The 20,082-nt window shown below is 68.2% G+C and carries 16 protein-coding genes; 7 read left to right on the forward strand and 9 right to left on the reverse strand.

Features of this window, described 5'->3' with window-relative positions; translation table 11 throughout:
* Nucleotides 1-155: 155 nt before the first annotated feature.
* Together AC1D2O_RS04675 and AC1D2O_RS04680 are read right to left on the reverse strand one after the other, a co-directional pair.
* Complete coding sequence (locus AC1D2O_RS04675) at nucleotides 156-992, reverse strand: ABC transporter permease (protein ID WP_478156331.1); 837 nt, start codon at nucleotides 990-992, stop codon at nucleotides 156-158.
* Nucleotides 989-1,609, reverse strand: a complete 621-nt coding sequence (locus AC1D2O_RS04680) for an ABC transporter ATP-binding protein (RefSeq protein ID WP_478156333.1) — start codon at nucleotides 1,607-1,609, stop codon at nucleotides 989-991. The genes AC1D2O_RS04675 and AC1D2O_RS04680 overlap by 4 nt, the downstream gene beginning before the upstream one ends.
* Nucleotides 1,610-2,210: 601 nt before the next feature.
* On the opposite strand from AC1D2O_RS04680, the gene AC1D2O_RS04685 reads away from it, so the two are divergent.
* The 4 genes from AC1D2O_RS04685 to ydiK all read left to right on the forward strand — a co-directional run bounded on the left by AC1D2O_RS04685 (nucleotide 2,211) and on the right by ydiK (nucleotide 9,752).
* Complete coding sequence (locus tag AC1D2O_RS04685; protein ID WP_478090601.1) at nucleotides 2,211-3,842, forward strand: serine hydrolase; 1,632 nt, start codon at nucleotides 2,211-2,213, stop codon at nucleotides 3,840-3,842.
* A 50-nt stretch (nucleotides 3,843-3,892) separates the two neighbouring features.
* On the forward strand, nucleotides 3,893-7,954 hold the full coding sequence (locus AC1D2O_RS04690; protein ID WP_478156334.1) for a G8 domain-containing protein: 4,062 nt from the start codon (nucleotides 3,893-3,895) through the stop codon (nucleotides 7,952-7,954).
* A 120-nt stretch (nucleotides 7,955-8,074) separates the two neighbouring features.
* The gene (locus AC1D2O_RS04695; protein WP_478090599.1) at nucleotides 8,075-8,527 is read left to right on the forward strand and encodes a hypothetical protein; all 453 of its coding nucleotides are present in this window, start codon (nucleotides 8,075-8,077) and stop codon (nucleotides 8,525-8,527) included.
* A 154-nt stretch (nucleotides 8,528-8,681) separates the two neighbouring features.
* The gene (ydiK, locus tag AC1D2O_RS04700) at nucleotides 8,682-9,752 is read left to right on the forward strand and encodes an AI-2E family transporter YdiK (RefSeq protein WP_478090598.1); all 1,071 of its coding nucleotides are present in this window, start codon (nucleotides 8,682-8,684) and stop codon (nucleotides 9,750-9,752) included.
* 42 nt (nucleotides 9,753-9,794) lie between these two features.
* Here the strand turns inward: ydiK and AC1D2O_RS04705 are convergent, their stop codons facing one another.
* From AC1D2O_RS04705 to AC1D2O_RS04720, 4 genes are all read right to left on the reverse strand, one after another.
* Nucleotides 9,795-10,670, reverse strand: coding sequence for a DMT family transporter (locus AC1D2O_RS04705; protein WP_478090597.1), 876 nt, complete (start codon nucleotides 10,668-10,670; stop codon nucleotides 9,795-9,797).
* Complete coding sequence (locus AC1D2O_RS04710; protein WP_478090596.1) at nucleotides 10,663-11,493, reverse strand: DUF2182 domain-containing protein; 831 nt, start codon at nucleotides 11,491-11,493, stop codon at nucleotides 10,663-10,665. The genes AC1D2O_RS04705 and AC1D2O_RS04710 overlap by 8 nt, the downstream gene beginning before the upstream one ends.
* 11 nt (nucleotides 11,494-11,504) lie before the next feature.
* Entirely contained in the window at nucleotides 11,505-12,107 is a 603-nt protein-coding gene (locus tag AC1D2O_RS04715) for a DUF1326 domain-containing protein (protein ID WP_478156335.1), read from the reverse strand.
* A gap of 168 nt (nucleotides 12,108-12,275) precedes the next feature.
* Nucleotides 12,276-13,592 carry an amidohydrolase gene (locus AC1D2O_RS04720; RefSeq protein WP_478156337.1) on the reverse strand — a complete coding sequence of 439 codons (1,317 nt, stop codon included), beginning with the start codon at nucleotides 13,590-13,592 and terminating at the stop codon, nucleotides 12,276-12,278.
* Nucleotides 13,593-13,758: 166 nt separating this feature from the next.
* On the opposite strand from AC1D2O_RS04720, the gene AC1D2O_RS04725 reads away from it, so the two are divergent.
* Nucleotides 13,759-14,643: a LysR family transcriptional regulator gene (locus AC1D2O_RS04725; RefSeq protein WP_478094369.1), complete on the forward strand. Its 885-nt coding sequence runs from the start codon at nucleotides 13,759-13,761 to the stop codon at nucleotides 14,641-14,643.
* 291 nt (nucleotides 14,644-14,934) lie between these two features.
* Here AC1D2O_RS04725 and AC1D2O_RS04730 read toward each other — a convergent pair whose 3' ends face one another.
* Together AC1D2O_RS04730 and AC1D2O_RS04735 are read right to left on the reverse strand one after the other, a co-directional pair.
* A complete protein-coding gene (locus AC1D2O_RS04730) occupies nucleotides 14,935-16,266 on the reverse strand; it encodes a hypothetical protein (protein WP_478156339.1) in 1,332 nt (443 codons plus the stop codon).
* Nucleotides 16,267-17,389: 1,123 nt separating this feature from the next.
* Nucleotides 17,390-18,472, reverse strand: coding sequence for an ornithine cyclodeaminase (locus tag AC1D2O_RS04735; protein WP_478086586.1), 1,083 nt, complete (start codon nucleotides 18,470-18,472; stop codon nucleotides 17,390-17,392).
* Between the two features lie 190 nt (nucleotides 18,473-18,662).
* Between AC1D2O_RS04735 and AC1D2O_RS04740 the strand changes: the two genes are divergently transcribed.
* Both AC1D2O_RS04740 and AC1D2O_RS04745 read left to right on the forward strand, forming a co-directional pair.
* Entirely contained in the window at nucleotides 18,663-18,818 is a 156-nt protein-coding gene (locus AC1D2O_RS04740) for a hypothetical protein (protein ID WP_442284593.1), read from the forward strand.
* Nucleotides 18,819-18,929: 111 nt separating this feature from the next.
* Entirely contained in the window at nucleotides 18,930-19,571 is a 642-nt protein-coding gene (locus AC1D2O_RS04745) for a LysE family translocator (protein WP_478086624.1), read from the forward strand.
* Between the two features lie 56 nt (nucleotides 19,572-19,627).
* On the opposite strand, the gene AC1D2O_RS04750 is transcribed toward AC1D2O_RS04745, so the two are convergent.
* On the reverse strand, nucleotides 19,628-20,047 hold the full coding sequence (locus tag AC1D2O_RS04750) for a hypothetical protein (protein WP_478086588.1): 420 nt from the start codon (nucleotides 20,045-20,047) through the stop codon (nucleotides 19,628-19,630).
* Between the last annotated feature and the right edge of the window lie 35 nt (nucleotides 20,048-20,082).

A 20,082-nucleotide genomic window follows, 5' to 3' on the forward strand; every position in this document is an offset into this window, starting at 1 on the left:
ATCCCGCTCGTCGAAGATCGGCAAGGTCGCAACCCGTCGCCTTCAACTGGCCGCTGGGTGATCGGCCCAACTGTAACTCCAGATTGCAATCATGAATGCAATCTGAATGTGCCCGAGGAGGAATGGCGGTGTCCCGGAGGCGAAGCCGGCCCGCCTCAGCGCGAGAGTCCCGCGGGCCGAGGGGCTCCCCGCGCGGGGCCTAGGCGGTCGAGGCGCAGCCGCTGGCGCTCGTCGGTGATGGCGCGCGCCGCGAGGTACACCGCCCCGGCGGCCGCCAGGCCGCCCGCCCCGGTGAGGAGAAAAAGCAGCAGGATCTGGTACTTGACCGCTTCGACGGGATCCATGCCGGCCAGCAACTGACCCGTCATGATGCCCGGCAAGGTGATGATGCCGGCCGCGGACATCTGGTTGATGATCGGAATCATGCCGCGCCGGATCGATGACCGCGTCAACTCGGCCAGCGCGCTGCGGATTGGCGTGTCCAGGGCCAGCTGGGCCTCGATGGCCTGTCGGCGCAGGGTCACGCCTTCGACGAAGCTGTCCAGCCCGAGGCTCGCCGAATTCAGCACGCTGCCCAGCACCATGCCCATCAGCGGGATGGCGTAGCGCGGGTCATACCAGGGCTCCGGGCGGATGGCGGTCATCAATGCCAGGACGACCGTCGCCAGGCTCGAGACCCCGACCACCGCGATGCCGATGCGGTAGTTGCGCCACCCCTGAAAGCGCCGCTCCGGACGCACCGCGACTTCGCGCGCGGCGGCGCAGATCATCAGCAGCACGACGAGCAGGGTCAGCGCCGGCGACCCCAGCCTGAAGACGACCTTCAGCAGCAGACCCACCAGGAGCAACTGCACCACCATGCGCGTGGCTGCCCAGAGGACCTGCCGGTGCAGGTGCAGCCGCAGCACGATCGAGGCACAGGCATTGGCGAGCACCAGCAAGGCCGCCAGCGCGACATCGGTCGCCTGGAGGTGGACGGTGACGGTGTTCATGAGAGCCGAGCCTGCCCGTCGTGCATTTCGTAGTGGCGTGTGCCCATGCGCACGGCCTGCTCGCGTGAATGCGTCACCCAGAGTATCGACAGGCCGTCCTGCAGTCGACGGCGCAGCAGGTTTTCCACCGCCGTCGTCGAGGCGGCGTCCAGGGCGGCGGTGGGCTCGTCCAGCAACAGCACCGCGGGCTGGAGCGAAAGCGAACGCAGCAGCGCCAGCCTTTGACGCTCGCCGGTCGACAAGCGAGCGACCTCGGCATCGAGGATGGCCTCCGGCAGGCCGAGTTCGCCCAGCATGGCACGGGCGGCGTCGACCTTGTCCGAGGCGAAATGCGCGGCCACCGTGGGCGCCCACCAGGCCGGCTCCGCGGCCTGGTACACCACCTGCCGCCGCCATTCGGGCGCGCTCCAGGCGTTTCGCTGGCGGCCATGCAGGCAGACCGTTCCGGTGCCGGGGTCGAGGTCGGCGATCAGCCGCATGAGGAGGCTCTTGCCCGAGCCCGAAGGTCCCATGAGCGACACGCATTCGCCGCGTCCGATGTCGAGATCGAAGGGCCCGCCGTGCACGGAGCGCAGGCCGCGCAGGCCCAGCAGCACGACGGCGGTGGCGCTGGTCATGCGGGTGCTTGCGCGAGGCTGGCCTATTTCGGGCATGCAGCGATCATCGGCCATTTCCGTCGGGGCCAATATGGCGCACATGGCGCCCCGCCGCTACGCCGCGGGCTCGACCATTTCCGACGAAATGCGGACCGGCCTTGAACTGCGACTGCGAAGACGATGCGCGCCTGCTGACGATCTTCTCGCCCCATGCAGAGGGCGTGCCCCAGATGCCCCCCCGGTGCCGTGTGCGGTTGCAGGGCCCGGTCGCCGTGATCCCCTCATAGGCACTGCATGAGCGAGCGCCCCGACCTCGATGAGTCGGCGTGCTGGATGCATTGCAGGACCACTACGTGGTGCTGTGCCTGCCCAATGGATTGCCCAATCCCGATCGCGGGATGTCGATAGGGCTCGTTCGAAGAGTGCTAAAACCCTCGGCGGTAAGGTCATCAGGACGGACGGGTGGCGCAGCAGCTCAGCCAGGCCCAGGCGTGGGTCGATATCCGCGCGCCGGGGTCGCTACATCCGTAATTTGGACAACCCCACGAACGCAGACACAATCGCGCGTCCGAACTCGGACGCATCAATGAAAACAACAAACTCGATGTCTGCAAGAAGTCCCATGCGCAGGGGTGCGCAGGCGGTGGTTCTGGGCGCCAGCTTCGCCCTGGCCGCTTGCGCCGGCGCCGGCGGCGGCGACGGCGGGGTGGTGTTCGTGCCCGCACCGGCGAATGCCGGCCCGGCCGGGGGTGGGTCGCAGTCGCCTTCGGAGACCTACGCGACCCCCATTCCGGCAGGGCAGATCGATGCCGCCGTGGCCAAGCTGGACGAACTGGCGGCCGACATCATGCGCCGATCGAACATTCCGGGCATGGCGGTGGCCGTGGTGAAGGACGGCAGGACGGTCTATGCCAAGGGCTTCGGAGTGCGCCGGATCGGCTCGCCCGAACGGGTCGATGCGGACACCGTGTTCCAACTCGCATCGATGTCGAAGCCGATCGGCGCGACCGTGGTGGCCGGGCTCGTGGGCAAGGAGACGGTGTCCTGGGACACGCCCGTCGCGACCCAGCTGCCCGGGTTCGCGCTGTCGGACGACTGGACCACGCAGCACGTGACGATCGGCGACTTCTACGCCCATCGCTCCGGCCTTGGGCCGCACGTCGGCGATCACCTCGAGGACCTCGGCTACGACCGCCAGCAGGTGCTGCAGCGCCTGCGCTATGTGTCGCTGCAGCCCTTTCGGACCACGTACACCTATACGAATTTCGGCCTGACGGCCGGGGCCGAGGCCGCGGCTACGGCGGCCGGGCTCGATTGGGCGACGCTGTCCGAGCGCACGCTCTACCAGCCGCTCGGCATGACGTCCACGAGTTCCCGCTTCGCCGATTTCATGCAGCGCGGCAACCGGGCCTCGGGCCATGTGAAGCGCGATGGAAGCTACCAGGCGCTGTACCAGCGCCGGCCCGATGCGCAGTCGCCGGCGGGCGGTGTCAGCTCCAGCGTCAACGATGTCGCGCACTGGATGTCGCTGGTCCTGCAGAACGGGTCGTACGAGGGACGCCCGGTGGTCAAGGCAGAGGCCCTGCTGCCCGCGATCAGCGCGCAGATCGTGTCCTCGCCGTCCACCAGTGCGTCGGCGCGCGCGGGCTTCTATGGCTACGGCTTCAATGTCGGCACCTCGCCCTCCGGGCGCGTCAAGCTTGGCCATTCGGGCGCCTTCCTGCTCGGCGCGGGCACGGCCTTCTCGATGATCCCGTCGGCGGGGGTCGCGATCGTCACGCTCACCAACGCGGCGCCCGTGGGGGCCGCCGAGGCCTTGAACGCCGCCTTCGACGACCTGGTCGAGTTCGGCCAGGTCTCGCGCGACTGGTACGTCGCCTACGGGGCCAGGATGGCGGAACTGTATGCCCTCGACGGCTCGCTGGTCGGCCAGCAGCCGGCGGCCCAGCCCGTGGCCCCCCTGGGCAGCAACGCCTACACCGGCACCTATGCCAACAACTACTACGGCCGCGCGGTGGTGGAAGCCAACGGCGGCGGCCTGGTCCTGAAGATGGGGCCGGCGGGCGCCAGGACCTTCACGCTGCGGCACTGGAACGGCAACACCTTCGTCTTCGATCTGTTCGGAGAGAACGCCGAGCCAGGATCGCTCTCCAGAATCGATTTCAGGCCCGGCGTCTCGGGGCTGTCGGAGAGCCTGCAGATCGAGTACTACGCCCAGGACATCGCGCGCGGGGTGTTCACGAAAACGCCCTAGCCCGTTCCATCCGGTCCGGTGGACTCTCGAAGATTTTTGGAGGAATGAAGATGCTCAGTTTTGCAGTTCGCAGCAGCTTGCTGCTGGCCTTGACGGTCCTGGCCGGTTGCGGTGGATCCAACGGAGGCTATCCGTTGCTCGCCACCGTGCCCCAAGGGGTCGCGGCGCCTTGCGCCACGGCCTTCGACGGCGTGAGCGGCGGCAGCGCGAAGAGCCTTCTTCTTTCCAAGGATGAAGGCGATACGGTCCCGCTCTCGTCCTGCACGTTCGACGCGAAGCGCAACGTGACCATCGGCGGCGACGGCGGCTGCGGGCCGCGCGTGGTCATCGACCAGTCGTTCACCGACAAGGACAAGAACGCGCTCGGCAAGATCACGATCGCGGCCAACGGCAAGCTCGCGGTGCCGCACATCATTCCCGGCGGCACGCTCGAGGTCGAGACCGCCGGCATCCTCGTGGCGGGCACGTTGTCGATCGGCACCGAGAGCTGCCCGGTGGGCAACGACGGCGATCCCCAAGGCCGCGTGAAAGTCACCTTCACGGGCTCCCAGATCCCCTCGGACCCGGCGATCGACAGCGGCTCCGACAAGGGCATCGAAGTGCGAATGGGCGGCATCCTGCGCCTGTACGGCGCCAAGGGCGCGGCGCCCAAGGGTGTCAGCTGGACGCATCTGAGCCGTCCCGCCGGCCCCATCCGCTACCAGGCGGCCGACAAGGGCATCGGCGCGCCCGTGGCCGCGAGCGGCGAACGCCGGCTGTACCTGGCGGCCGACGTGCGCAAGGGCGACGGCGGCGGATGGCAGGCGGGCGACTGGATCGTGGTCGCGACCTCGAGCTTCAGCCCCTTCGAGTCGGAGTTCGTGCAGATCGCATCGGTCGAGGCCGCGGGCAGCGGCAGCCTGCTGACGCTGGCGCAGCCGCTGCGCCACTACCACTTCGGCGGTGCCGATCCGGGCCTGCCCTCCGAGGCCAACTACGGCGCCGACGCCAGCACCAACTATGGCGTCGACGAGCGCAGCGAGGTGGGGCTGATCAGCCGCAGCATCAGCTTCAGCGCGCGCACGCCGGCCACCGCGAGCGCGGATGCCAAGGACCAGAACGCCCATTGGGGCGGGGAGATCCGCATCCTGGCCGGCTTCGCCGAGGCCAAGATCCAGGGCGTGGAACTCGAGAAGTTCGGTAAGGCACGCCTGGGCAGCTATCCGATCCACTTCCACATGACCGGCCAGGCCGGGCCCCACCTGGTCGACAGCAACAGCATCCACCACAGCTACAACAAGTGCGTGACGGTGCACATGAGCCAGGGCGTGGCGATCACCAACAACGTCTGCGCGCGCGCCGTCGGCCACCTCTTCTACCAGGAGCTGGCCCAGGAGCAGGGCGGCAGCTTCATCGGCAACCTGGGCATCGGCGCGATGAGCCATCACTTCGGCATCGACGAAGCGAAGGTGCCGAGGACCGACGACGAGGAAAAACTCGTGAAGAACTGGTGGGAAGGCGACAACCTGGTCAAGGTCGCGGGCCACGAGTACGACAGCCTCAACGTGCCGAACACGGACAGTCAGGCCAACCCCATGCACGGCAGCTGCTACAAGGCGGACCCCGGAGTGCCGGGCGCGCTGGTGTTCGCGCAGGAAGCCCCTTGCGCGCCCGACTCGAAGTTGATGTACGTCGAGCAGTCGAGCGGCTTCTGGATCGGCAACCCCGGCACCCGGATCGAGGGCAATTCGATCGCCGGCTGCCAGGGCACCGGCAAGGCCTACTGGTACGTGCCGCCCGCGACGGGCAAGCAGCGCTTCGAGCGCCTGGGCTCCTTCCTGAACAACCGGGCGCATGGCTGCTTCGACGGCCTGTTCGGCGAGGAGGAATTGCCGGTGAAGTCAGGCCAGATGTTCCCCACCGCCGACGGCACGGACTCGGGGCAGAACGTGATCTCGCACTTCAAGGGCTTCACGGCCACGCGCATCCGCAACCGGGGCGTCTGGGTGCGGCCGATGTGGAACGCGGTCGAGACCGGGCGCTTCGCGACCAACCGGGAATCGGTGACGCTGGTGAGCTCGGGCGGCCCCGACGGCAACGGGCCCGGCGTGTGGTCGCTGCTGAAGGACTCGGTGATGGTGGGCATGAGCACCAACAACGTCGACCGCTGGGGACCCTGCCCGCCGACCAGCGGGGACGGCTACGGCTGCGTCGACCGCAACCCGCGGGCCAACGAGATCATGGACAAGGGCTACCCGTCGCCGCGCTGGAATTCGGCCGGCTACATGATCTACGACGGACCGGTGCGGGTGATCCGCAACCACTTCGTGAACTTCCGCAAGGACATCACGGATTCCCTTACGGTGGAGGATCGCACGGCGCTGAAGCAATTCGTGTGGAGCAAGCAGCCGAACTTCCCGGACCTCGATGCCTACACGAGCTACGAAGGCGATGCCGCGCTGGGCTGGTTCCAGTCCAACCAGAGCGCCTATCCCACGGCCACGGTCGTGAAGGCGCTGAGCTTCGACAACGTCGACCTGCGCCACCAGATCTACACCGAGCGGGTCAACGTGAACACCTTCAAGGACGGCGACAAGAACACCGCCGTGATCGACCTCGACGGCTCCCTCACGGGCTTGCAGGTGGTCGATGCGAACGGGGTGCGGGTGCCCGACGAGTATCCGATCTCGCTCAACAACCTGCCCTTCAACCGCACCGGCAACGCGGTCGACGAATGCCTGGCCACGGGCTCGCAGGACGAGCAGTACGAAGGCCGCGCCACCTCGATGATCTCGCCGGGCAACATGGCCTCGCTCGAATTCGAGGCCATGTACCCGACGCCGGAGTCCTGGCAGGACATGGTCTTCGTCAAGGACTCCACCGACGCGGGCGAGCATCAGCGCATGGTGCTGCAAAGCCGCAACGGGCTGGACATCTGGGAGCCCAAGGTCGCGAGCGGCACCGGTTACACGGTGCGCACCGCGCCCAGCAGCGACGCCGGCCACAAGGCCAGCGCGCCCTCGACCGGCATGCCGGGCATGGTGCGCGTCGGCCTCACCGACGCGGTGAAGTCGGACATGGGCAACAAGCCCTTCCACGTGCGGGTGGGCATCTGCTACTCGAATGCCCAGGGCACTTCGCCCAGCGTTCCGCCCACCGGCGCCTTCACGATCACGCGCGGCTACAAGTCCTGGGGCGGCAACGGCGTGAACTTCAACGACCTGGCGGTGCGGCGCAGCTTCAATCGCCTGTCGGGCCTGTACGACGGCCAGAACTGCTTCAACCTCGACCAGCAGAACCCGGGCACCAACATGGCCGGGGGCGGCAAGGGCTGCCCGGCCGAGGGCGTGATGCTGCGGCCCGAGACCGGCTGCGGCGGCCTGCAGGAGGCCAGGGACCAGGCGGGCCAGGCCGTGTGTGTCTTCCCCAGAAAGACCCTGAGCCCGGCCTCGAGCATCGCCGACATCACGAATGCAGACGGCACGCCGGCCTCCTTCGACAAGTACTACTTCGACAGCGCCACCGGCATGCTGTTCTTCTACGTGGTGCAGGACAGCCCCAACGCCAAGGGGGCGGCGCCCGTGGGCAGTTGCAGCGGCAAGCCGGGCGATGACCCGGCCTGCCCGGGAGCGGACGAGCTCGAGACCTACTTCCCCTGCCCGACGCAGGGCTGCACCAACTACTCGGTGGTGGTGAACGACGCCAGCTACTCGCCCGGCCCGTCGACCTGCGACGCGCGCGCCGGCGGCTCGCTCTACGGCGCGGGCGGCTATGCCATGCCCGAGCCGGTGATCACCAACCGCCTCGGCCACGTGGGCCAGAGCGGTCCGTCGGCGGTGGTCAATGCGGTCCCGGCATCGGGCGTCAAGTACAAGGAGACCTTCAAGCGCTGGGACGCGGTGCCCGCCGCCTCGTGCCCGATCAGCACGCCGCCGGCGCGCCCGGTCCCGGTCGCCGATGCGGGTGCGAAGCGCGACAAGTCGTCCATCCAGGTGGCCGGGTGGCTGCGTGACGGCCTCGAGCTCGGCAGTGCGTCGGCTTCGCGCTGGTCGAAGGAGTGGTTCTCCGCCAAGCGCTCGCCGATCCCGGACATCAGCGCAATGACGCAGATCTGCAGCGCGTCGCCGACGTGAAGCCCGGGGGTTTCATGCGCAACATGGCCCGGCGTCGTGCATGCCCATCCCTGCCGCAGAATCGAACATCGACCAGAGCCACCGGCCGTCCGTGGCTCTCTGGTCTTCGAGGAAGACCCGATGGGACAGCTATTCAATGACACGCTGCATGAACGCCTGGGCACCTGGCCGCTGGGATACATCCCCTATGGCGGCCCGGACTACGGCGAGATCGAGGCCGTGGCGCGCGTCGTCGGCGAAGGCGACGACGATGCATTCCACCGGGCCTGGACCGCAGCCGGCGGCCGCCTGGCGGCCGAGGGCGACGCGGCCTTGGCCAAGGGGCACCGTGCGAGAGCGCACGAGTTGCTGCTCCGCGCCTCGTGCTGCCACGGAAAGTCCTACCACCCGTTGTATGGACGGCCGGTCGACCCGCGCCTGGTCACGTTGTACCGCAAGCAGATCGAGCTTTTCGATCGAGCCTTGGCGTTACGCGACGAACCCGTCCTGCCCATTCGGCCATTGCGAAATGTTCAGTCGTTCGCTGGTCGACAGGCGGTCGCTGGACTGGCTCGATGGGCGCTGAGGCATTGAAGCTGGCGAGGCTTCGCCCCGCCCCGGGGACGGGGAAGAAAAAGCCCTCCTGAGTGTGTGCAGGGCCGCGGCCCGACCTCGGCTACGATCGGCACGCCTTGATACGGAAGAGCGTCGCGCGCACTGCGAGGCCTCCGAAAGGAAGTGAAACATCATGATCGACACTCGCTCCGACCTCGCCAAGATCACCTTCGGCGTGCTGACCATCGTCCTGCTCATCGGGTCCTCGTTGTGGATCCTTCGCCCCTTCCTCGGCGCCACGATCTGGGCCGTCATGGTCGTGGTCGCCACCTGGCCGGCGCTGCTGTGGTTCGAGGCCCGGTTGTGGAATCGTCGCAGCCTGGCGGTGCTGGTGATGCTGCTGATCCTGCTGCTGCTGTTCGTGCTGCCGCTGACCATGGCGATCTCGACGATCGCGGCCAATGCCGACGAAGTCGTCGCCTGGTTCAAGTCGCAGATCAGCAAGGGGCCGCCACAGCTTCCCGACTGGTTAGGCCGCGTGCCTTTCGTCGGGCCGAAGCTGGTGCTGGCCTGGGACGAACTCGTGGCCTCGGGCGTTTCCGGCCTGGAGGCGAAGGTCACCCCCTATGCCTCGCGCGTCACGGGCTGGCTGTTCTCGCAGGCCGGCGTCGTGGGTGCGTTGACGCTGCAGTTCCTGCTGACCGTGGTCATTGCGGGCGTGATGTACGCCCAGGGCGAATCGGCGGCCGCCGAAGTTCGGCGCTTCGGCCGCAGGCTTGGCGGTCCGCGCGGGGAAGACGCTGTCGTGCTGGCAGGCAAGGCGATCCGGGGCGTGGCGCTGGGCGTGGGGGTGACGGCCATCGTCCAGGCCGTGACGGGCGGCATCGGCCTGGCCATTGCCGGCGTGCCCTTTGCCGCCTTGCTCACCGCGGTGATGTTCATGCTGTGCATCGTCCAACTCGGACCGACGCTGGTGCTGGCCCCGGCCACGATCTGGATCTTCTGGAACGGCTCGACCGGCTGGGGCATCTTCCTGCTGGTGTGGACGCTGATCGTCGGCACCATGGACAACTTCCTGCGTCCCATGCTCATCAAGCGCGGCGCCGACCTGCCGCTGCTGCTGATCTTCGCCGGCGTCATCGGCGGGCTGCTCGGCTTCGGACTGGTCGGGATCTTCGTCGGCCCGGTCCTGCTGGCGGTGTCCTATACGTTGGTCAACGCGTGGCTCGACAGCGCCGACCCGCCGGCCGTCGAACCGCGCTGAGCGGGGCCCTGCAGACAAGGCCGAAGTCGCCGGCCTGTCGCGCTAGGGTCGCGCCTTGGGGGACCTGCTGGCGAGCACCAACGCAATGCCGCCGAGGATCGCCCCGGAGGCGACGGCCAGGCGCGGCGTGATCGCCTCCGACAGGAACAGCACGCCACCGAATGCGGCGATGGGCGGTACCGACAACTGCACGGTGGCGGCGCGCATGGCGGACAGCGCGGGCAGGGCGGCATACCAGATGACATAGCCGATGCCGGAGGTGAGTGCGCCCGAGGCGATCGCCAGGGCGACCCCGCCGGCATCCGCCTGCGCCCTGGCGGCGAACAGCAGGCTCAGCAGCAGCGCAAGCGGCGCCGCCCGCGCGAAGTTGGACGCCGTCGCGGCCAGCGGGTCCGCGGTTCCGCGGCCGCGCAGCGAGTACACGCCCCAGGCCACGCCGGCGATCGCCATCAAGGCGGCACCCAGCGGCGGCGGCGCGGCGACACCCGGCGACACCAGGTAGAAGAGCCCTGCGACGGCCAGGAGCAGACCGATGCACGCGATCGGTCCGAAGCGCTCGCCGGCGCGCAGTCCCACGCCGAACATCGTCAGTTGAACCGCGCCGAACAGAATCAACGCACCGGTGCCGGCGGACAGGCTGAGATAGGCAAAGGAGAAGAACGCGACATAGGCGAACAGCATCGCAGCGGCGAGCCAGTCGACCCGGCCCTGCGATGCCCGCTCCGGCCTGAGCCGCACGATGACGGCGAGCGTCAGCGCTCCGGCAACCAGCCGGATGCTGGAAAAGCTGGCCGGATCGATGCTGGCTTGCTGCAACGCGAGCCGGCACAGCAACGAGTTGGCGGCGAAGGCGAGCATGGCCGCCGCGGTCAGGAGGATCGTCCGCAGCGCGGGCAGGCCGCCGCGCGCCTCAGGCATGGGTGGCCACCAGGACGATGGCCCAGGCCAGCAGCGCGAATCCGAGTGGCGCACTGAGACGCCGGCCCCAGCGAAGGTTCTTCTCGATCGCCATCACGGCGGCGAGCAGCAGCATCCAGCCGAGGCTGCCGGTGCCGAGCGCGAACATCAACAACATCAGCGCCCAGCAGCAGCCCACACAGAACAGGCCGTGGTGCACGCCGAGGGCGAAGGCCTGACGCGCCTGGGCTTGACCGCGCCAATGCTCGATGACGAAGCTCAAGGGCGTTCGGCACTTGTCCAGGCAGCGGTGCTTGAGCTTGCTGAACTGGAAGGCGCCGGCCAAGCCGATCGTCGCGGCGCCGATCAGCCAGCCATGCCCGGCGAGCGTGGGCGCCGCCGCGAGCACCGACAGCACGCCGGCGTGAAGCAAATGCGCCAGCAGCCCGAAGGCGCCCCACACCGCCATGTAGCCGAGGCCGAGCAGCATCAGCAGGCGCCCATGGTCCGGGCGCTGGGCCGTCAACCGGTCGAAGGCGTTGAACAAGGGCAGGGTCGTCGGCAGCATCATGGCGGCCGTCATCAAGATCCAGGCGGCGGCGTAGAGCACCAGGGGTACCACCACACCGCCGGCCGGAACGGCACGGCACAGAAACGCCGCCGGTCCCGAAGACGTCCAGTCGTCGTGCTCGAGATAGCGTCCGTACGGGCTGCGCGTCCAGGCCCACAACACCAGCCATGCGAACGCGATCAGCGCGGCCAGGACCGCCAGGAACACGCGACGGTGACGGGAGGCACCGCTCGGCGCTGGGCGCGCCGACCTGGCACCCGCGGTGGCACTCATCGAGGCACCGCTCACGCGTCGAAGACGAAGGTGCTCTGCAGGGCGTTGTGGTTCTTGATGTCGACGTCGATGCCGAGGGCGGGGTTCTTGGAACGATAGGTCGGGGCCTTGCCGACGAATACCGGCGCGCCCGGCACGGTCGAGAACACGGTGTCGGAGAGAGTGGTCTGACCGCCGGTCGCGCCGCGATAGGGCTCGAGTTCGGCGTAGTAGTTCTTGCCGATCTCCAATTCGCCCTTGCCTTCGTTCACCGTGAAGCGGATCGGCGCCCGCTCGACCGACACCACCTGGCCGATGAGCTTGGCGAGGTCGGCGATCGGCCCGCCAGCCTGGCCGGTGTAGACCTTGAGCAGCGCCTCCTCCTGTGCCTTCGACGACTGGTCGTCGACGAAGATCGCCGCGGTCCAGTTGCCTTGCAGGATGTTGCCCGGCACATGCGCCACGGCCGCGATGGTGTTGCCGCCCACGTCGACGCCGTCGATCGTTCCCTTGTCGATGCGCCACGCGATGATGGTGTCGCAGGTGCCGTTGTCAGGGTCCTCGCCGATCCAGCAGGGGCACAGCACATTGCAGTTGCACACCTCCAGGAGACGTCCTTCCAGGTGATAGCTCATACGAACCTCCATGGGAGCCGCACGAAGATCGCCTTGTCGCCGCGGCTCGGGCGGCAAGGGAAAAACGATGCTACGCCGCGTGGGGATCCAAGTCCAGTTCCGTGACGGCTTAGCGGTCCGCCCGTCCGGGGTCGTCGCATTCACCGGCTCTGGTCGATCACAGCGTCATCACTTGCTCATCGCGGCCAGCACAGCCGTTGTCATCGCCTGCACCCCCATCTTGATGGAAGGTTCCGGAACCGGAGCGAAGAAAGGCGAGTGATTGAACGGCAATGGCTTGCCGCCAGGCTTCAACGATTCGGCGACTTGCTGAGGGTCGCTCACGCCGACGAAGAAGAACATCGACGGCACACCTGCATTCACATACTCCGAAAAGTCCTCGCTTGCCGTGATTGGAGGAACTTGCACCACTTTTGCAGCGCCCAGCTGCAACTTGAGTGCAGCGACAGTACGTTGAACAACTGCCTCGTCGTTGATGACTGCCGCTCCACCGTCTGCGAGATCGATCGCGGGGTCAGGCGCGCCGGCCATTGCTGCCGCAGCCTTTGCGGTGCGTCGAACGCCATCCAGCATCTTCTCGCGCACCTCGGGCTTGTAGCTGCGGATCGTGCCGCGGAGAACGACTGAATCAGGAATGATGTTGCCTGCGGTTCCCCCCTGGATCGATCCGATGGTCACTACACCAAACTCGGCCGGGTCCTTCTCGCGGCTGACCACGGTCTGCACGTCGGTGATGAAGTGTGCAGCGATCGCGACAGGGTCGATGGTCTTGTCCGGCGCCGACCCATGTCCACCACGTCCCTTGAACGTGATTTCGAGACCATCGGCAGCAGAGGTAATGGCACCGACGCGGTATCCCACGAAACCGTAGGGCGACGGGTTCGTGTGCAAAGCGAAAGCGAAGTCGGGCCTGGGGAAGCGCTTGAACAGGCCGTCGGCCAGCATGGCCTTGGCGCCGCCACCCGCTTCCTCGGCCGGCTGGCCGATGAACATCAACGTGCCCTTCCACTGGTCCTTGAGCGCAACGAGTGTTCGTGCGGTCCCGATCCAACTTGCCATGTGGATGTCATGCCCGCAACTGTGCGCGACAAAGGTCTCGCGGCCATTCCAATCGGCCTTGACTTTGCTGGCGTAGGGGAGACCGGTCTTTTCCTCCATGGGCAGTGCGTCGAGCTCCGTACGCACGAGTACCGTGGGTCCCGGGCCGTTCTTGTAGATCGCGACGATGCCGGTGCGGCCAACCTTCTCGGTCACTTCGAAGCCGATGTCGCGCATTTCTGCTGCGAGCTTGGCGGCCGTGCGAGTCTCCTTGAAGCTCAACTCGGGATTGGCGTGGATGTCCTTGTAGATCGCATCGAGTTGCGGGTACATGCCGTCGACGAGCGCGGCGATGCGCGGCGTGGGCGTCTGCGCGAAGGCGGCCGGCGCAACGGCGCTCGCGACAAGGATGGAAAGGGAAAGCTGGCGAAAGGATGGCAGGGGCATCGGACGTCTCGGTGATCGTGATTGTTGGGCGCCGTGCGGGTTCGAGCGCCCGAATGCGGCCTCGAAGTACGGCACCCGCAATCTAGGGGGTTGCCGATCCAAAGTCCAATGCATTGTTTTTCGCTTTGCCATAATTTGATCTCATGGCAACCCAACGGCTTCGGCGATGACACTGGTCCAACTGCGGCACCTGATCTCGCTGGCCGAGACCGCCTCCTTCACGCGCTCGGCCGAGGCACTCTTCCTCACGCAGCCGGCGCTGAGCCGCAGCATCCAGGCACTCGAGGAGGAACTGGGCCGGAGGCTGTTCGAACGCGTGGGGCGGCGCAGCGAGCTCACTCATTTCGGGCGCGAGGTGCTGCAGCGGGCCCGTCAGCTCGTGTTCGACGCCGACGAACTCGCGGCGTCCGGCGGACGCAAGCTCGGCGGCCGCACCGGCACGCTGCGCGTCGGCCTCGGCGCGGGGCCGGGAGCACTGCTGACCAAGCGGCTGATGACGGACATGGCGCAGCGCGGCGCGTCGATCCGCGTCGACATCCTTCGCGGCGACGGAGACCGGCTCGTGCAGGCGCTTCGCAACCGGCAACTCGATGCCGTGGTGCACGAGATGCGCGCGTTCCGGCCGGCGACGGACCTGCGTGTCGAGGCAGTGGCCGAGATGCGAGGAGCCTTCATGTGCCGGCGTGGCCACCCGCTCGCGCGCAAGCGCGGCGCGATCGGCTTCGATGCCGTGCGCGAGTACCCGATCGCCTCGACTCCGCTGGGCGACGAAGTGGTGCGCGAGATGGTCGTCGCCTACGGTCCGCAGGGGCATCCCGACGAGTGCGTGAGCTTGCGCTGCAACGAACTGTCGAGTCTGGTCGAGGTGGTGCGCGATAGCGACGCGGTTCTGTTCGCGATCCGCGCGGCCGCGCCGGACCTGGTGGAACTGCCTGTGAGGCCCGCGATAGCGACCCGCGCGCATTTCGGGCTGATCACACTCGCGGGGCGTACGGACGCGCCCGCGCTGTCGATGCTGCGAGAGCTGATCGCGAAGAGCCTGCACGACTGACCGCAGACGCTGGTCTGGCGCCCCAGATCGTGGCGCTCCAGCTGGGCTTCTTCTTCCACGCCGACGCAGTGACGGTGTCGCCGAAGGGGTGCGATTGTGCTGGCTCCGGCGGGACATCGATGTCATGGAGGCGCAACAGCTGGTTCGACGCGGATGTTCGCTGAACACTGGCCAGCCAGCGCATCGCTCGCCGTCCGGCCGCCGCTCAATCCACCTTCGCCCCCGACACCTGCACCAGCTTCTGGATCACCGGCCCGTGGCCTCGAAGTTGCGCCCGATGGCCAGGCGTGGTCATCCCATCAGTGTCGGATTCCGGCGCGACTCATCGATTCGTCGCTGCCTCAATGCCTCCTTGCACTGCGGCAGCTGTCCCATCCCGGGCTCTGCACACTGGGTGTTGACGCAGACGGCACGCGCGATGAAGTGCCGCCCGCTGCAGGCCGCCAGGGAATCGCGCTCGCCGCGACTGCTGGAGGTCGAGGAGATCGGCTTCGGACGGCTCGATGGTGATTTCGATGTCGTCGGGAGCGCGGCCCCGGCTTTTGATTCGCTGGATTCATGGGCGATCGGCTGGAGCCGCGAAGGGCTCGACGCCGCGCGCCCCATCGTGTGGCGGTCGCGCGCGGCGAGACCGTTGGCTGGCTGAGACCACGCGTTCGGCGATCCTTGCAGGGTGACGGTGGCGCTCGTCTGCGGCGGCTTGGCCGCGGTGCGGATCTGATGCCATGAGGCGAAGGCCGTGAACAGCAGCAGCGAGGGCACCAACACCAGCCGGAGTGCGCTGCACAGCGCACGTGCATCGGACAACTCGCGGCGTTCGCGAGGGGTGGCCTGTTCAGGCCGGTCGACCGGGGCGGCGGCGTCTTCTTCCTCGTGACTCGATGTCAGGGTGCCGCCGCAGGTGCGACAACGCAAGGCCCCGCCATGGTTCACGGTCTGGCAGAACTCGCAGGTGCCGAACGCCACACCCTTGCGATTCAGCATCAGGCTGACGACGTCCCCCACCTGCACATAAGCGTCAGCCTGCGAAGCGCTCTCGGGCCAGACGGCAATCGCATTGTCGGTAGACATGTTGACCTCCTTCGGGCATGTTGACGCGCGGCTGTGATCATCGGCCTGAACCGCCGCCGGCACCACTGCCGCCGCCCGAGCCACCACCGCCGCCGCCCGAGCCACCACTGCCGCCGCCCGAGCCACCGCCGGAGCCGCCGCCACCACCGGGGCCGCCACCACCGCCGGGACCGCCGCCGCCGCCGGAGCCGCCACCACCGCCGGGACCGCCGCCAGCGCCCGAGCCACCGCCAGCACCGGCGCCGCCACCGGCACCAGCCCCAGCTCCAGCTCCAGCTCCAGCTCCAGCGCCAGCTCCAGCGCCAGCTCCACCACCGGCGCCAGCTCCACCACCAGCGCCAGCTCCACCACCGGCGCCAGCGCCACCACCGGCGCCAGCTCCACCGCCAGCGCCAGCGCCAGCGCCACCACCGCCAGCGCCACCACCACCAGCGCCGCCACCACCAGCGCCGCCGCCAGCGCCAGCGCCGCCGCCGCCCCCACCAGCGCCTCCGCCACCACCCCCACCAGCGCCTCCGCCACCACCCCCACCAGCGCCGCTTCCGCCTGCATCAACAGCCACAGCGAACGTGGTCGTGGCCGGCGACGTTTTCGAAAGGGCCGCAACGCCTGGCCCCGACGATGAGCCGGCCGCCGGGCCCTGGGCCGACTGTGTTCCCTGGCTCGCCGGCGTGTTCAGGCAAAGGGCTTCGCCATAGGGGTTGTAGCGGTCGCAGCCCCGCGGGCCGTTCGACGCAGGCGCCTTGTCGGTCTGGACTGGCACGCTGGGCTTGGGCACAGGCCTGGTGGCGTCGACATTGGCCATGCGCATGCTCGGATCCGGTGCCGATACGCGCACCGCAAGCGAGGGGGGCGGTACAGCGATGGGTCGCACCGGCGCGCGTGGGCGCGCCTTGGCCAGGTCCACGTCCCTGGTGCCCTCGAGTGCCTTGCCCTTGGCGGGGGCGGGGTCGGGAGTCGCCAAGGGGCGAGTTGCCGCCGGTGCGCGCTCGGACGGGCTTGCCACCAGGCTGGACGGAGGAGGCGGCGCCGGTTCATTTGGCGGCGTCTGCGGCGCGGCTTCGTTCTGTGGCGACGCCGGCATCGGCTCCGGGGTCGTCGCCGGCGTGACCGGTTCCGCCGTCGAAGCCGGAACGACAGGCTCCGGAGCGATCGCGAGCTGAAGTGACGGGGCAGGCGCCTCCATCTGCTGCGAAGTGGGTGGCAGAGATGGCGGCGGGCTGTGACTCGCGAGGCGGCTCGAGTGCCAGAGTACGAAGATGCCGCCCATCGCCAGCAGCACGGCCAGCAGCAGAAAGACGGAGACGTCGAGGCGCGGGGGTGCGCCGATCGAGCCGGTGCGCGCAGGGAGGCGGGCCTTTGGCGGCGGTCGCTCGGCAGCTCTTGCGAACGCTGCCCGGACGGGCGCTGCCTTCGGCTGCGCAACGGGATCGCGCAGCGTGCTGTCGAAAGACACTTCAGGCGAATCGTGGCCCGAGAACCTGCCACTGCAACCCCGGCAGTATTTGGCCGCATCCCGGTTGGGCGTGTGGCAGGAACTGCAGAACTTCGTCATGCCGTCCTTCGCCTTTCGCGTGGTAGTGCATGCTAGCTCATCGAGGCCAGCGCTGTCACGGCGGCCGGCGTGCTGATCCCATCGGCCAAACGGCCAGGGTCCGCCGGATATCGGGCACCGTCAATGATGCAGGCTTGGATCCTGCAGGGCCCTTCGGTGCCCACGAGGCGGCCGTTTGTCCTGCAGCAAGCCAAACAGGTTCTTCGGATCGGTGGCCTGCGGAACCAGCTCGATGATCTCGCCGAGACCCAGCTCGGCCGCGGTCTCGGCCATGAACGAGAGTGCGGCGAAATCCTCGAGCGCGAAGCCCACCGAGTCGAACACGGTGACCTGAGAGGCATCGACGCGACCCGGCCGGTGGCCCGCGAGCACCTGCCAGAACTCGGTGACCGGAAAGTCCGCGGGCATCTGCTGGATCTCGCCCTCGATACGCGACTGCGGTTCGAACTCGACGAATACCGACGCTGCCTCGAGCACGCCCCGGTGCAGCTCGGTCTTGCCCGGGCAATCGCCGCCGATGGCATTGATGTGCATGCCGGGCTCGATCATCGGGGGCGTGAGGATGGTGGCGCGGGTCTTGTCGGCCGTCGCAGTCGTGACGATGTCGGCGCCGCGCACCGCTTCGGCGCTGCTGCCGCAGAGGCGGACCGCCAGACCCTGGCCGCGCAGGTTCGCGGCCAGCTTGGCGGTGGCAGCGGCATCGGTGTCGAAGAGCTGCACTTCGCGGATGTCCACAAGATCGCGGAACGCCAGCGCCTGGAATTCGCTCTGCGCGCCGTTGCCGATCAAGGCCATGCGCAGGCTGCCCGGGCGTGCCAGGCGGCGCGCGGCCAGCGCCGACATGGCGGCCGTGCGAATGGCCGTCGTCAGCGTCAGTTCGGACAGCAGGCGGGGGGCCCCTGTGTCCACGTCGGCCAGAACGCCGAAGGCCATCACCGTGGGCAGGCCATGGCGATGATTGCCCGGATGGCCGTTGACGTACTTGAAGGCGAAGCGGGCGGCATCGGCGATCGGCATCAGCTCGATCACGCCGAGGTCGGAATGGCAGGCGACGCGGGCGACCTTGTCGAACGCGTTCCAGCGCAGGAACTCGCGCTCGATGCGCTCGGCCACGCCGGCAATGCAGGCGCACAGCCCCTTGCGCTGCACCAGCCGGATCATCTCCGGAGCGCTCAGGTACACGGTGGTCGGGTGGGTTTGCATGGCAGGCCTCCGGTCTCGATGCGGACCAGTGTCCCGGCGATGCCCGTCAGACGGAAGTGCCAAGGATGTCGCGTTTCGGCGGGTTCCCTGGCGATCCGGCAGACGCCGCTGGCGCTTCGGCAGATCGGCCACTTTCCTGCAGCCAGCGGCTCACAATGAGACTTCCTTGCCGCCAAAAGGAGCCAAGCCCATGACGACCCCCAAAGTCCCTTCCGAGGACGATCCCGCGCAACTTCCGGTCGAGCCGGAATTTCCTACCGACACCGATCCGACCAACCCCCATTCGGACGAGGGCAAGCCCGGCGCGGACGAGAACGCGGCGGGATTCGTGAAGGAAAAGCTCTGAGAGCCTGTCCCCTCGCCAAGGCATGGCCCTCGGTCAGCGCGGAAATGCCGATCCTGAACACAATGGCGGGCTGATTTCGCCGCCGCGCCGGCAGCGTTGCAAGGAGTGATGGTGACCTGGTCCAGCTGGTTCGTCTTTTGCGGGGTTTCGCTTTTCATGGCCTTCACGCCGGGCCCGGCCGTGCTGCTGGCGGTGTCCAATTCAGTGTCGGTGGGGCCGCGTCGGGCCATGTGGGGTTCGCTCGGCAATGCAGCGGGCGTGTTCCTGGTGTCGGCCATCGCGATGGCCGGCCTCGGCGTGCTGCTGAGCAGTTCGGCCACGGCCTTCATGGCCCTCAAGCTGGCCGGGGCCGCCTACCTCGTCTATCTCGGTGTCAGGCAGTGGCGCAGCGGCGCCAATGCCTTCGCCGACACGCGTCGATCCGCGGGGGACTCCGGAGCGCATGCGCCGCTCAGGCTGTTCGGCCATGGCCTGACGGTGGCCTTGACCAACCCGAAGAGCATCCTCTTCTTCTCGGCGCTCTTCCCGCAGTTCCTGGCCCCAGGCGCGCCGGTGCTCGAGCAGTTCTTCGTCCTGACGGCCACTTTCGCGGCCTTCACCGTGCTGTCGCACGCGTTCTACGTGCTGGTGGCGCGGACCATGAAGCACAGCTTCTGCGACGTCCGCCGCGTGCGGCTGTTCCAGCGCATCTCGGGCACTGCCTTCGTGCTGCTCGGGCTCGGCATGCTGCGCTTGCGCAACAGGCTGGCCTGAGGTCTCGCGGTTCCCCGGTGCCTCACGCCATGGCGGGGCGGATCGCGGCGTCGTGCTCAGCGGGTGGTCGACAGCACCGTGGCGCGGCACCTCGGCTGCTCGCGCGGCGCCAGCAGGGCGCAGTTGTCCAGCGCGCGTTGCTGCATGTCGCTCAGCTTTGGCCGCGGGGGTGGGCCTTGCCGGTAACCCGGTCCGTAGGCAGGGCCGTCGTAGTAGGACGGTGCCGGACGGTAATAGGCGGGCGGCTGCGGCTGGTAGTACACCGGAGGCGCAGGCTGGTAGTACACCGGCGGCGCCGGCTGATAGTAGACCGGCGGCGGGGGCGCGTAGACCGGAGCCGGCTCGTAGTAGACCGGGCCGCCGACGCCGACGGACACATTGACCTCGGCATGCGCCGCAGCGGCGGTGGAAAGGGCAGCGGCAGCCAGGGCCGCTGAAAACGCCCATTTGACAAATGCAGGGCCAGTGAAGCTCACGGAACTCTCCGAAGGATGGGCGAAAGGGCCTTAGT

This window comes from Variovorax sp. P1_G12, assembly GCF_056405555.1.